Genomic DNA, 12,056 nt, shown 5'->3' on the forward strand with positions numbered 1-12,056 from the left:
CCCGGACCCCTGATCCGTGTTTGGATGGAGGCATGACAAGCCCTGCCCAGCGTCCGCCCCTGGTGCGCGGCGGCGACCGCGTGATTGCCGGCGTCTGCAGCGGTCTTGCGACGCACTTGGGCTGGCCCGTGAAGTACCTGCGGCTCGGGATGGGCCTGGCGACCCTTGCCAGCGGGGCGGGGCTGGTGTTCTATGCCTGGCTCTGGATCCTGGTGCCCACCGCGGACGACGGAGCCCGGCGTGCTGCGCGGCGGCCGGCGTCGCCGATTGCTCCGGCGGTGAGTTCGCCCTCACCGGCGCCCGCTCCGCAAAGCTACGGACCGGCATCGCTCCCGGGCCGGCCCGCCCCCTGGTTCACCGGCGGCCGGTTCCGGTACGGCAAGGAACTGCTGCTGGGAGCGGGGCTGCTTTTCGTGGCCGGGATCCTCGTAGCGCGGCAACTGGGCATGGACGTGCCACTGGGCACGCTGATTCCGGCAGCCGCCATCCTCGGAGGTGCCGCCATCGCCTGGATGCAGCTGGACGAAAGCCGCCGGGCAGGCCTGGTGGATAAGACCAAGGCGGACCAGGCCGGTGGCTGGGTCCGCCTGGCCGCAGGGCTGGCGCTCGTGATGGCCGGGGTGCTGGTCATGGTGTCCGGCTCGGGCTCCTGGGAACAGACCTGGCTGGCGCTGCTGGCTTCGGTGGCCGTGCTTGGCGGCGTGGCCTTGGTGTTGCTGCCGTGGGGCCTGAAGTTCTGGAAGGATCTGGAGACCGAGCGCGCAGGCCGGGTCAGGGAAACGGAACGGGCGGAAATCGCCGCCCACCTGCACGATTCCGTGCTGCAGACGTTGGCCCTGATCCAGCGCCGCGCGGGCTCGGAGCAGGATGTCGTCCGTCTGGCCCGCGCCCAGGAACGCGAACTCCGCGGCTGGCTGTACCGGGACCAGACCGCCGACGCCGGCCACCTCGCCGACCGGATCAAGGCCGCCGCGGCCGAGGTGGAAGACACCCACGGACACGTGGTCGACGTCGTCAGCGTCGGGGACGCACCCATGAGCGAGCGGCACGAGGCGCTGGTACAGGCAGCCCGGGAGGCGATGCTTAACGCGGCCCGGCACGGCGGCGGAACGGTGTCCGTCTACCTGGAGAATTCGGACACAGGCAGCGAGATCTTCATCAAGGACCGCGGCGCCGGTTTTGACCCGGAGGCCGTCCCGCAGGACCGGCTGGGCGTACGGGAATCGATCATCGGGCGCATGAAAAGGCACGGTGGCACTGCAGCCATCACCAGTGGCCCGTCGGGAACCGAAGTGCGGCTCAGCCTTCCGGCGGCGGCCGGCCCGGACGAACGCAATGGAGAGGGAAGACCATGAACAACGCAGGAGCCGCCCGCACGGTCCGGGTGGTGATCGTCGATGACCACGCAATCTTCCGTTCCGGGCTGAAAGCGGACCTTGATTCCCGGATCGATGTCGTCGGCGAAGCGGGCTCGGTTGACGACGCCATCCGGGTCATCGCCGAACAGCTGCCCGAAGTGGTCCTGCTGGATGTCCACCTCCCCGGCGGGCTGGGTGGCGGCGGACGCGAGGTCATCAGCAAGTCGGCGCAGCTGCTGGGCAGCACCAGCTTCCTCGCACTGAGCGTCTCCGACGCCGCGGAGGACGTGGTGGCCGTGATCCGGGCAGGGGCACGCGGGTACGTCACCAAGACCATTTCCGGGACCGGGATTTCCGACGCTGTCATCCGCGTAGCCGACGGCGACGCCGTGTTTTCGCCGCGCCTGGCGGGTTTCGTGCTGGACGCCTTCGGTACCTCGCCGGCGGAAATAGCCGACGGCGAATTGGACCGCCTGTCCGCCCGCGAACTCGAAGTCATGCGGCTCATCGCCCGCGGCTACAGCTACAAGGAAGTGGCCAAGGAACTGTTCATTTCCATCAAGACCGTGGAAACCCATGTCTCCGCGGTGCTGCGCAAGCTGCAGCTCTCCAACCGTCATGAACTGACCAAATGGGCCGCCGAACGCCGCCTGCTGTGATGCCGAGGAGGGCACGAAGAACGCCCCCTTTGCGGCAGTTCTCCGCGGAGGGGGCGTTCTTCAGGTGGACCTACTTGGCTTTGCCGAGGAAGTCCTGGAGGCGGCGGACGCCTTCTGCGAGGTCTTCGTCACCCAGCGCGTAGGAAAGGCGGACGTATCCCGAGGGGCCGAAGGCCTCGCCCGGAACAATCGCGACCTCAACTTCGTCCAGGATCAGCGAGGCCAGCTCAGCCGAAGTCGACGGACGGACCGGGCCGTTCGCCGTCGGGAATTCCTTGCCGAGCAGCGCACGGACGTCGGCGTAGACGTAGAACGCGCCGGCCGGCGTCGGGCAGTCAACGTCTTCGATGGCGTTCAGGCCGGCCACGATCGCTTTCCGGCGGCGGTCGAAGGCAACCTTCATTTCGTCGACGGCGGTCAGCGGGCCGGAGACCGCGGCGAGGGCAGCGAGCTGCATGATGTTGGAGACGTTGGACGTCGCGTGCGACTGCAGGTTGGTGGCCGCCTTGACGACGTCGGCCGGGCCGATCATCCAGCCGACGCGCCAACCGGTCATGGCGTAGGTCTTGGCCACGCCGTTGAGGATGACAACCTTGTCACCGAGTTCCGGGGCGGCGGTCGCGATGGACGTGAACGGCACGCCGTCGTAGGTCAGGTGCTCGTAGATCTCATCCGTGACCACCCACAGGCCCTTGGCAGCTGCCCACTTGCCGATTTCGGCGACCTGTTCCGGGCTGTAGACGGCGCCGGTGGGGTTGGACGGGGAGACGAACAGCAGGATCTTCGTGCGGTCCGTGAGGGCGGCTTCGAGCTGGTCCACGGTCACCAGGTAACCCTGCTCAGGGCCGGCGAAAACCTCCACGGGCACGCCGCCGGCAAGCCGGATGGCCTCGGGGTAGGTGGTCCAGAACGGAGTGGGGATGATGACCTCGTCACCCGGGTCGAGCAGGGTGGCGAAAGCGTTGTAAACGGCCTGCTTGCCGCCGTTGGTCACCAGGACCTGGGACGCATCGACCTGGTAGCCCGAGTCGCGGAGCGTCTTTTCCGCAATGGCCTTCTTCAGTTCCGGCAGCCCGGCCGCGGGGGAGTAACGGTGGTTCTTGGGATCGCCCGCGGCTTCGATGGCAGCCTTGACGATGTAGTCCGGGGTGGGGAAGTCCGGTTCCCCTGCGCCGAAGCCGATGACGGGACGGCCGGCGGCCTTGAGCGCCTTCGCCTTGGCATCAACGGCAAGGGTGGCGGATTCGGCAATGGCGGAAATTCTCTGTGAAACGCGGGCGGGAGCTGTTCCGGCAGGCATGTGGGACCGTTCTTCGCTGGCAGCATGAGCTGGATGATGGGAAACGACGTGATCTACTCTATGCTGTTCAGCGGACGCCCCGCGGGCCGCCTTGCGAAAGTGACGGTTGCGGCGGGAACCTGGATGCCCGGACACGCCGGAACCATCCCGGTTCGACTATCGCGAAGTTCTTGCGTAGACTGGTTCACCGGTGTTGAAAAACATCACAATGGTCCGCGCCTCTGGTGGGATCAAAAAACATGGATTCGTTCCATAGGGTAGTGGCGCAATTGGTAGCGCAGCGGTCTCCAAAACCGCAGGTTGCAGGTTCGAGTCCTGTCTGCCCTGCGCAGGCTGTTCCGGTATTTAGTCCGGGGCAGACGCGGCAACGGTTCTGATCAGAACCGGGTCAACAACGTTGGATGAGTGAGGACCGGGTGACCGAAACAGCTGCAAGCAGCTCGAAGGGCCGACCTGCCAGGAAAGCCAACGCCGGCTTCTTCGCTCGAATCACCCTCTTTGTCCGCCAGGTAATCGGCGAACTCAAGAAGGTGGTCGCTCCGACCCGCCAGGAACTGATCAACTACACCCTTGTGGTGCTGGTTTTCGTGGCCGTCATGATGCTCGTCGTCACGCTGCTGGACCTGGCCTTCGGTACCGGAGTCGGCTGGCTGCTTGGCGGGTCAGGCGCCACGGACCGCTAAGCGGATCGCTCCGTAAGCCGTGCGGAAAATCCCCGGAAATTCAAGGGATTTTGCAGGGTTTGCGGAATTGAGCCATTTAAATAGGCATGTTAGGCAATGAGGAAGCAGGAGACCAAGTGTCTGAGCAGGAGCTCGAGGTAAACGAGACTGAGCTGGATGGAAGCACGGACGCCGCGGCGGAGGCCGTGGATACGTCCGAGGCTGAGTCTGCTGCGCCTGAAACCGCCGGAGAAGAGTCCGGCGACGACGCCCTTGCCGCCGCGGCTGCCGTTGCACCGGCCGATCCGGCCGAGGAATTCAAAGCCAAGCTGCGCCGCCAGGAGGGTGACTGGTATGTCATCCACTCCTACGCCGGCTACGAAAACCGCGTGAAGGCGAACCTCGAGACCCGCATCCAGACCCTGGACATGGAAGATTACATCTTCGAAATCCAGGTGCCCATGGAAGAAGTCGTTGAGATCAAGAACGCCCAGCGCAAGGTCATCAACCGCGTCCGCATCCCCGGTTACGTCCTGGTCCGCATGGACCTGACGGATGCCTCCTGGGGCGCCGTCCGCCACACCCCCGGCGTCACCGGCTTCGTGGGCAACGCCCACAACCCCGTGCCGCTGCGCCTCGACGAGGTCTTCTCCATGCTCGCCCCGGTGTTCGAGGAGGAGCAGGCCGAGAAGGGCAAGCCGGTCAAGCAGAGCGCTGCCCCGGTTGCCGTGGACTTCGAGGTCGGCGAATCGGTCATCGTCAAGGAAGGCCCCTTCGAGACCCTCCCGGCCACGATTTCCGAGATCAAGCCCGAATCCCAGACCCTTGTGGTGCTGGTTTCCATCTTCGAGCGCGAAACCCCGGTCACCCTGGCGTTCAACCAGGTCACCAAGATCTGATCCACCCAAGATTTCGCCCTGCTTCCGCCTGCTTAGCGGTGGCGGGGCGGCCGGCCGCCTCGCCATGGCGGCCAACAACCTGAGGCACGCTCCTGTGTCCCAGGACGCTATTTAGAGAAGGACCCTACATTGGCTCCCAAGAAGAAGGTCACCGGCCTCATCAAGCTGCAGATCCAGGCAGGTGCCGCCAACCCGGCCCCGCCGATCGGTCCTGCGCTTGGCCAGCACGGTGTCAACATCATGGAATTCTGCAAGGCGTACAACGCTGCGACGGAAGCCCAGCGCGGAAACGTTATCCCGGTTGAAATCACGGTCTACGAAGACCGTTCCTTCACCTTCATCACCAAGACCCCGCCGGCTGCAGAGCTCATCAAGAAGGCTGCAGGCGTTGCCAAGGGTTCCGCCACGCCGCACACCGTCAAGGTTGCCAAGCTGACCCAGGCGCAGGTGAACGAGATCGCTTCCACCAAGATGGAAGACCTCAACGCCACCAGCCTCGAAGGTGCTGCGAAGATCATCGCCGGCACCGCCCGTTCCATGGGCATCACCGTCGAAGGCTAATCACAGCCTTCAACCGCCGGGAAACCGGTTTTTGAAATCATAGAAATGTTGGCAAGCCGGCACGGACAAACCGCCGGACTTCCAACTGTGGCAGGGCCCCGCGCGGTCCGCAGACCACAACTGCACAAGGAGAAATAGCAGCATGGCAAAGCGCAGCAAAGCATATGAGGCAGCCGTAGCCAAGATCGAGGCTGGCAAGGTCTACGCCCCGTTCGAGGCAATCAGCCTGGCAAAGGAAATCAACCCGTCCAAATTTGACGCAACGGTTGAGGTCGCTTTCCGCCTCGGCGTTGACCCCCGCAAGGCTGACCAGATGGTCCGCGGCACGGTCAACCTTCCCCACGGCACGGGCAAGACCGCCCGCGTCCTGGTTTTCGCAACCGGCGACAAGGCCGAAGCAGCAATCGCTGCCGGCGCCGACTTCGTTGGTTCCGACGACCTGATCGAAAAGATCGCAGGCGGCTGGACCGACTTCGACGCAGCCGTTGCCACCCCTGACCTCATGGGCAAGGTTGGCCGCCTCGGTAAGGTCCTCGGCCCGCGTAACCTCATGCCGAACCCGAAGACCGGCACGGTTACCCCGGATGTCGCCAAGGCCGTCAACGACATCAAGGGCGGCAAGATCGACTTCCGCGTCGACAAGCACTCGAACCTGCACTTCATCATCGGCAAGGCATCCTTCGACGCCATCAAGCTGGCCGAGAACTACGCCGCAGCCCTCGAAGAGGTCCTCCGCCTGAAGCCGTCCGCTTCCAAGGGACGCTACATCCAGAAGGCTACCGTCACCACCACGTTCGGCCCGGGCATCTCGGTCGACCCGAACGTCACCAAGGTCCTGACCGAAGCCTAAGCTTCACAGTTCCACTCAAAAGGCCGCCCGGCAGACGCCGGGCGGCCTTTTGGCACCCTCGGCCGGGGACCCCGCGCGCGGGCTAGCGCCCAACCCGCTCCCCGGCCTCGCAAGCTCGGCCGGGGACCCCGCGCGGGCTAGGCTTGGGCCATGGTCGACGCCACCATCCACGAACTTCGTCTGCCGCGCAGCCTGGATTCTGCGGAGGCCGCGGAGTTCCGCGAATACTGCGAAGCCCTGGACGGGATCCTGCTGGAGCACTGGGGCAATCTGGACCTAGCGGCGTCACTCCCCGCACGGCTTGCCGGCTGGGCCGACAACGACTACCGCAGGCTCCGGAATTTCTACCTCCGCGCGGACGGAAAGATCATTGGCCGCGGATTCGTCGAGCTCTCCCTGAAAGACAACCTGGGCAGCGCATGGCTGCGCGTTGACATCGCCGCACCCTACCGCCGCAGGGGGCTTGGCAGCACGCTGCTCCGGCACCTTGAGGCCGTGGCCCGGGACGAGGGCAGGGGAGTCCTGATGGCGAGTTCGGGGGATCCCGAACGACCGGAATACGGGACCGACGTCCTGTTGTCCCCGGTCGGCTCGGGAGCAGTGCCGAGGAAAGCGCCCGGCACTGCTTTTGCCCTCCGGCACGGCTACTTGCTGGCCCAGGCCACTCGTTACAGCACTTTGGTCCTGGACGGCGCGCCGGATTGGTCCGGACTGATGGCCGAGGCGGAAATGGCGTCCTCCGAATACGAGCTCCTCAGCTGGACCAACAACTGCCCCGAGGATCTGGTGGACGAGTTCGCGCTCCTGATGGGCCGGATGAGCACGGACGCCCCCGTGGGCGGCCTGGAGTATGAAGCTGAGGCGTGGGACCGGGCGCGGGTGCGCACCCTCGAGAAGGAGACTGCTGATGAAGGCCAGGCGTGCCTGGTGGTTGCTGCCCGCCACCGGGCCAGCGGGGTGCTCGGCGGTTACACGGCACTTTATGTGGACCCGCTTAAGCCGTGGCTGGGCGAACAGGACGATACGCTTGTGGCAGCAGGCCACCGTGGCCACCGTCTCGGAATGAGGCTGAAGATCGCCAATCTGCGACGCTTGAAACTGGAATATCCCAGGGTTGAACGGGTGACCACCATGAATGCGGAAGAGAACCGCTACATGCTGGCGATAAACGTGGCGCTTGGCTTCGCACCTTCGGGTGCCTACGGCGAATGGCAGAAGAGGACCGGATGACGGACAACGTGGAGATCGGACAGCTGTGGATTCCCGACTCGCTGGAAGGAACCGACGCCAAGGACTTCCTCGAAGCCGTTGAGGTGAGCCGGAAGGTCCGCATGCAGCTTTGGGGCAGCGACGACCTCGCCTACACCCCGCTGGAAAAACTCCTCGAACTCGAGGATCCCTACGAGCGCCAGATCATCCTGGTCGCCCGGATCGACGGCCGGATCATCGGCATCGTCGACATTGCCCTGCCTTTGGCAGACAACCTCGACCTCGCCGAATTCACGCTGGACATCCTCCCCGAATTCCAGCGGCGCGGTGCCGGCCGGCGGCTCCTCGAAGCCGCGGAGCAGCTTGCCAGGGCCGAAGGCCGCACCATGGCCATGGTGGACACCAACCATCCCGCGGCGTCACTGCAGGGTGACGCGGGCGGCCAGCTCGTTCCGGGCAGCGGACTGGGCTTTGTCCCCTCGGCCAGCCGCGAAGTCGACTTCGCCCAGCGGGCCGGTTACACCCTGCAGCACATTGAACAGTTCAGCTCGTGCACCCTTCCCCTTGATTCGAAGCTCGTGTCCGAGCTCGAAGCGGAGGCAGACGCCGCCAACGGGGGCCGGTACCGCATCCACCACTGGACTGACCGCTGCCCCGAAGAGTGGCTGGACGCCGTCGCCGCACTGGAAAACGCCGCGGGCGAATCGGTCGACGACGACGCAGCGGGTGCAATGGAAGAGCAACTGGTGTTCGACGGCGGCATGTTGCGCGAGGCGGAGGACGCCGCCATCGCGCAGGGCCGCCGGACTGTTGTCACCGCCGTCGAGCACATCGCCAGCGGACGCATCGTCGGGCTGACCACCATCGGGGTGCTCGCCCAGCGCCAGGACGTGGTGTTCCAGGACGACACCACGGTGCTGCAGGAGCACCGCGGGAACAAGCTTGGCCTGCTCATCAAGGTGGCAAACATGCAGCGCCTGAGCGAACAGTTCCCCGACGCCCGCGTGATCTACACGTGGAACGCACCGGAAAACCGCTACCTGCTGACCGTCAACAAGCAGCTTGGATTCACGACGGCGGGAGTCACCGGTCTGTGGCAGAAGGAACTTCCCGCCCGGGCCGGCACCACGTCCTCGGAATGAGCGCGGGGTCCGGAACCGGGCCGATTTGGAATAGCGCGGCGTCGTCCCGTAACCTTGAGGTACCAAAGACCGTCGGTTGATGGGAATCCACTTTCCAGGCAAAGCTCAACAGTGCAGCTGCGCCCGGAAGGATCCGCGGATTCCCGGACGAAGGACCCTGACAAAGGGCGGCCGGCGCAGGTGAACGAAGCAAGTCTCCGTGGTCATGGACCGCGTCGAGCCAAGCCCGTGCATCTGCGCGGGGCGTTTTTCGTTGCAGCTCTTCTTGAGCGGGGACCCGGAAGACCGGCACTATTCCCCGGAAGGAGGGTTATGGCAACGCCCAACAAGATCTCCGCAGTAGCTGAGATCACGAACGATTTCAAGGAATCGACCGCCGCTGTCCTGACCGAATACCGCGGGCTCTCTGTTGCACAGCTCAAGCAGCTGCGTGTTTCTCTCGGCCAGGACACCAAGTTCTCGGTCGTCAAGAACACCCTGACCGCGATTGCTGCCAAGGAAGCCGGTGTCGAAGCATTCGACGGCCAGCTTGCAGGCCCCACCGCAATTGCGTTCATCAAGGGTGACGCGGTTGCCGCCGCCAAGAGCCTGACGGACTTTGCCAAGACCAACAAGCAGCTGATCATCAAGACCGGCTACTTCGAGGGCAAGGCTCTGAACGCAAGCGAAGTTGCCGCCCTGGCAGCTCTCGAGTCCCGTGAGCTGCAGCTCGCCAAGGTTGCCGGTGTCCTCAAGGCTCCTGCCGCCGCCGCTGCACGCATCATCGACGCTCTGCGCCTCAAGCTTGAAGAAGAGGGCGGCGCTCCGGCACCGGCCGCTGAAGAAGCTCCGGCCGCTGAAGAAGCTCCGGCTGCAGAAGAAGCTGCCGCTCCGGCCGAGGCCGAAGCTGCAAGCGAAGAGAACTAAGTTCTCCCCCCAATCAAACTCCGGTGCAGCAACGGGCACGGCCCGCGCAGGCACCACCTAAAGGAAGGACGCCAACCATGGCGAAGCTCAGCAACGAAGAGCTCATTGAAGCTTTCAAGGAACTGACCATCATCGAGCTCTCCGAGTTCGTCAAGCTCTTCGAAGAGACCTTCGAAGTTACCGCTGCTGCTGTTGCAGTTGCAGGCCCCGCCGCTGGCGGCGCCGCTGAAGAGGCTGAAGAGAAGACCGAATTCGACGTCATCCTCGAAGCCGCTGGCGACAAGAAGATCGCAGTGATCAAGGAAGTCCGCGCCATCACCTCCCTCGGCCTCAAGGAAGCCAAGGACCTGGTTGACGGTGCTCCGAAGGCTGTCCTCGAAGGCGCCAACAAGGAAGCTGCCGAGAAGGCCAAGGCTCAGCTCGAAGAAGCTGGCGCAACGGTTACCATCAAGTAACTCGTTTTGCTCGTGGAAGCCCCGTCCGGTTCGCCGGGCGGGGCTTCCTGCGTTAACCCAACTGCCAGTTAGTTGGGTTCGCTGATGTCCGCCAGCACCGCACCCAGCGCGGCCACCAGTGCATCGGCATCCACGAAGGCGCTGTAGCCGTGGGCGCCCGCGCCCATTGAGACCCGCCTGCCGGCAATGCTGGCGTCCGCGTAGACGGGCCAGGCGGTGGTGCTGCCCAATGGGGTGATGGTTCCGCGCTCGTAGCCGGTGGCTTCCAGCGCGACGTCGGCATGCGGCAGCGAGAGCTTGTTGACTCCCAGCAAGGCCCGCAGCTTCGGCCAGGAAATCTGCCGGTCTCCGGGAATCAGAGCGAACAGGAAACTGCCGTCGCGGTGCTTGACCACCAGCGACTTCACGATGTCCGCCGGGGTGATCCCGAGGATCCCGGCTGCCTCCTCCAGGCTTCGGGCGGCCTGACGCTCCACAAGCTGGACGTCCAGCCCGCGGGCCTGGGCATCGGCGAGGAACCGGTCGGTACCGTTCACGTTTCTTCCTTCCACGGGCCCTGCCGGCCCGCATGGATTTCCGGCAGTTTCAGTCGCGGTAGAGCAGGAGCGCTTCGCCCTGCCCGCCGCCGCCGCAGAGCGACACTGCCGCCTTGCCCGATCCGCGCCGCTTGAGCTCGTGGGCCGCGTGCAGTGCAAGCCGGGCGCCGGAAGCCCCGATCGGGTGGCCCAGGGCAATCGCTCCGCCGTGGATGTTGCACTTTTCCAGCGGGTAGGACAGTTCCTTCAGCGACTGTACGGCCACCGAGCCGAACGCCTCGTTGATTTCGATGAAGTCCAGGTCTTCGGCCTCCCAGCCCGCATTCGCGAGGGCCCGCTTGATGGCGTTTGACGGCTGGGAGTGCAGCGAGTTGTCCGGGCCGGCCACCTGGCCGGGCTTGCCGACGACCGCGAGGTACTCCAAACCCTTCTCCTCCGCATAGGCGCGGCTGCACAGCACAAGTGCGGAGGCGCCGTCGGACAGGGGAGAGGAGTTGCCCGCAGTGATGGTGCCGTCGCTGGCGAACGCAGGCCGGAGCGGCGCCAGGGTATCCAGCGTCGTGTCAGGACGGATCCCCTCGTCCTCGGTCACCACCACCGGTTCCCCCTTGCGCTGCTTCACACTGATGGGGGCGATTTCGTCGTCGAACACGCCTTCCTTTACGGCGACGCCGGCGCGCCGGTGGGAGGCCGCCGCCACTTCGTCCTGGGACTTGCGGTCGATGCCGAGGGTGACATTCCGGGTTTCGGTGGACAAGCCCATCGACTGGCCGTCGAAGGCATCGGTGAGGCCGTCGTGGGCGGCGACGTCCAGGGCTTGGATGGCCCCGTAGGTCCAGCCTTGCCGTGAGCCGGGGAGCAGATGCGGTGCCCGGGTCATGGATTCCTGGCCGCCTGCGACCACCACCGCGGCGTCTCCGCTGCGGATCAACCGGGCCGCATCGATCACCGCGGTGAGTCCCGACAGGCAGACCTTGTTGATCGTGACCGCCGGAATGTCCCAGCCGACACCGGCTGCGATCGCGCTTTGCCGGGCGGGGTTCTGGCCGGCGCCTGCCTGCAGGACCTGCCCCATGATGACGGCGTCGACTTCGCCGGCGGCGACTCCGCTGGCCGCGATGGCCGCAGAAATCGCGTGCGCACCGAGCTCGACGGCGGTGAATCCTGCCAGCTGGCCGTTCAGCCGCCCCTGTGGGGTGCGTGCCGCGGCCAGGATGACAACGTCATTGTTGCCTTTTGCGTTGCTCATTTTCTCTCTTCCGTTCAGGAAACCAGTGAGCCAAGGCTACAACGCATGGTGTGCCTCACAATGTCAACGTCCGGAGCGGTCGGGGCATTCCAGCGGACAAGCGGGGATGCCCGGTAGGTGCCTGCGGCAACCTTGCTTGCAATCGGCGGGCAAGTGGGGTAGACACGTAGCCCCATTTGCCGTATTGTGGATATTTGCGTCTTCCCTGTTAACCTTCAGCCTTCATATAGCGGTGGGCTTTACCTCTCAGCTGCGCCATTGACGTGCCTT

The 12,056-nt window shown here is 65.1% G+C and carries 13 protein-coding genes and 1 tRNA gene; 11 read left to right on the forward strand and 3 right to left on the reverse strand.

Annotated elements, in window-relative coordinates:
* Positions 1–32: 32 nt before the first annotated feature.
* Both ACNQPB_RS02800 and ACNQPB_RS02805 read left to right on the forward strand, forming a co-directional pair.
* The gene (locus ACNQPB_RS02800; RefSeq protein WP_498748917.1) at positions 33–1,355 is read left to right on the forward strand and encodes an ATP-binding protein; all 1,323 of its coding nucleotides are present in this window, start codon (positions 33–35) and stop codon (positions 1,353–1,355) included.
* A complete protein-coding gene (locus ACNQPB_RS02805) occupies positions 1,352–2,017 on the forward strand; it encodes a LuxR C-terminal-related transcriptional regulator (RefSeq protein WP_498748918.1) in 666 nt (221 codons plus the stop codon). The genes ACNQPB_RS02800 and ACNQPB_RS02805 overlap by 4 nt, the downstream gene beginning before the upstream one ends.
* Positions 2,018–2,087: 70 nt before the next feature.
* Here the strand turns inward: ACNQPB_RS02805 and ACNQPB_RS02810 are convergent, their stop codons facing one another.
* Positions 2,088–3,317, reverse strand: a complete 1,230-nt coding sequence (locus tag ACNQPB_RS02810; protein WP_498748919.1) for a pyridoxal phosphate-dependent aminotransferase — start codon at positions 3,315–3,317, stop codon at positions 2,088–2,090.
* Positions 3,318–3,571: 254 nt separating this feature from the next.
* Here ACNQPB_RS02810 and ACNQPB_RS02815 point away from each other — a divergent pair.
* The 9 genes from ACNQPB_RS02815 (at position 3,572) to rplL (ending at position 10,001) form a co-directional block, all read left to right on the forward strand.
* A tRNA-Trp gene (locus ACNQPB_RS02815) sits at positions 3,572–3,644 on the forward strand.
* Positions 3,645–3,718: 74 nt separating this feature from the next.
* Positions 3,719–4,000, forward strand: a complete 282-nt coding sequence (gene secE, locus ACNQPB_RS02820; protein ID WP_498748921.1) for a preprotein translocase subunit SecE — start codon at positions 3,719–3,721, stop codon at positions 3,998–4,000.
* A gap of 116 nt (positions 4,001–4,116) precedes the next feature.
* A complete protein-coding gene (gene nusG, locus ACNQPB_RS02825; protein ID WP_498748923.1) occupies positions 4,117–4,878 on the forward strand; it encodes a transcription termination/antitermination protein NusG in 762 nt (253 codons plus the stop codon).
* Between the two features lie 129 nt (positions 4,879–5,007).
* Positions 5,008–5,439: a 50S ribosomal protein L11 gene (gene rplK, locus ACNQPB_RS02830; protein WP_003803853.1), complete on the forward strand. Its 432-nt coding sequence runs from the start codon at positions 5,008–5,010 to the stop codon at positions 5,437–5,439.
* 142 nt (positions 5,440–5,581) lie between these two features.
* Entirely contained in the window at positions 5,582–6,289 is a 708-nt protein-coding gene (rplA, locus tag ACNQPB_RS02835) for a 50S ribosomal protein L1 (RefSeq protein ID WP_074587835.1), read from the forward strand.
* Between the two features lie 150 nt (positions 6,290–6,439).
* A complete protein-coding gene (locus ACNQPB_RS02840) occupies positions 6,440–7,519 on the forward strand; it encodes a GNAT family N-acetyltransferase (protein WP_498748925.1) in 1,080 nt (359 codons plus the stop codon).
* Complete coding sequence (locus ACNQPB_RS02845) at positions 7,498–8,640, forward strand: GNAT family N-acetyltransferase (protein WP_498748927.1); 1,143 nt, start codon at positions 7,498–7,500, stop codon at positions 8,638–8,640. The genes ACNQPB_RS02840 and ACNQPB_RS02845 overlap by 22 nt, the downstream gene beginning before the upstream one ends.
* A gap of 312 nt (positions 8,641–8,952) precedes the next feature.
* Complete coding sequence (rplJ, locus tag ACNQPB_RS02850; RefSeq protein WP_498748929.1) at positions 8,953–9,546, forward strand: 50S ribosomal protein L10; 594 nt, start codon at positions 8,953–8,955, stop codon at positions 9,544–9,546.
* A gap of 77 nt (positions 9,547–9,623) precedes the next feature.
* A complete protein-coding gene (gene rplL, locus ACNQPB_RS02855; RefSeq protein ID WP_133202388.1) occupies positions 9,624–10,001 on the forward strand; it encodes a 50S ribosomal protein L7/L12 in 378 nt (125 codons plus the stop codon).
* A gap of 68 nt (positions 10,002–10,069) precedes the next feature.
* Here rplL and ACNQPB_RS02860 read toward each other — a convergent pair whose 3' ends face one another.
* Complete coding sequence (locus ACNQPB_RS02860; RefSeq protein WP_498748931.1) at positions 10,070–10,537, reverse strand: aminoacyl-tRNA deacylase; 468 nt, start codon at positions 10,535–10,537, stop codon at positions 10,070–10,072.
* 49 nt (positions 10,538–10,586) lie between these two features.
* Positions 10,587–11,786: an acetyl-CoA C-acetyltransferase gene (locus ACNQPB_RS02865; protein WP_498748933.1), complete on the reverse strand. Its 1,200-nt coding sequence runs from the start codon at positions 11,784–11,786 to the stop codon at positions 10,587–10,589.
* Positions 11,787–12,056: the final 270 nt, after the last annotated feature.

The organism is Curtobacterium sp. LFS079, from assembly GCF_047977865.1.
Lineage (GTDB): Bacteria > Actinomycetota > Actinomycetes > Actinomycetales > Micrococcaceae > Arthrobacter.

Coding starts and splice junctions, on each gene's coding strand:
- ACNQPB_RS02800 (WP_498748917.1), top strand. CDS start 33: ATGACAAGCCCTGCCCAGCGTCCGCCCCTGGTGCGCGGCGGCGACCGC.
- ACNQPB_RS02805 (WP_498748918.1), top strand. CDS start 1,352: ATGAACAACGCAGGAGCCGCCCGCACGGTCCGGGTGGTGATCGTCGAT.
- ACNQPB_RS02810 (WP_498748919.1), bottom strand. CDS start 3,317: ATGCCTGCCGGAACAGCTCCCGCCCGCGTTTCACAGAGAATTTCCGCC.
- secE (WP_498748921.1), top strand. CDS start 3,719: ATGAGTGAGGACCGGGTGACCGAAACAGCTGCAAGCAGCTCGAAGGGC.
- rplA (WP_074587835.1), top strand. CDS start 5,582: ATGGCAAAGCGCAGCAAAGCATATGAGGCAGCCGTAGCCAAGATCGAG.
- ACNQPB_RS02840 (WP_498748925.1), top strand. CDS start 6,440: ATGGTCGACGCCACCATCCACGAACTTCGTCTGCCGCGCAGCCTGGAT.
- ACNQPB_RS02845 (WP_498748927.1), top strand. CDS start 7,498: ATGGCAGAAGAGGACCGGATGACGGACAACGTGGAGATCGGACAGCTG.
- rplJ (WP_498748929.1), top strand. CDS start 8,953: ATGGCAACGCCCAACAAGATCTCCGCAGTAGCTGAGATCACGAACGAT.
- rplL (WP_133202388.1), top strand. CDS start 9,624: ATGGCGAAGCTCAGCAACGAAGAGCTCATTGAAGCTTTCAAGGAACTG.
- ACNQPB_RS02865 (WP_498748933.1), bottom strand. CDS start 11,786: ATGAGCAACGCAAAAGGCAACAATGACGTTGTCATCCTGGCCGCGGCA.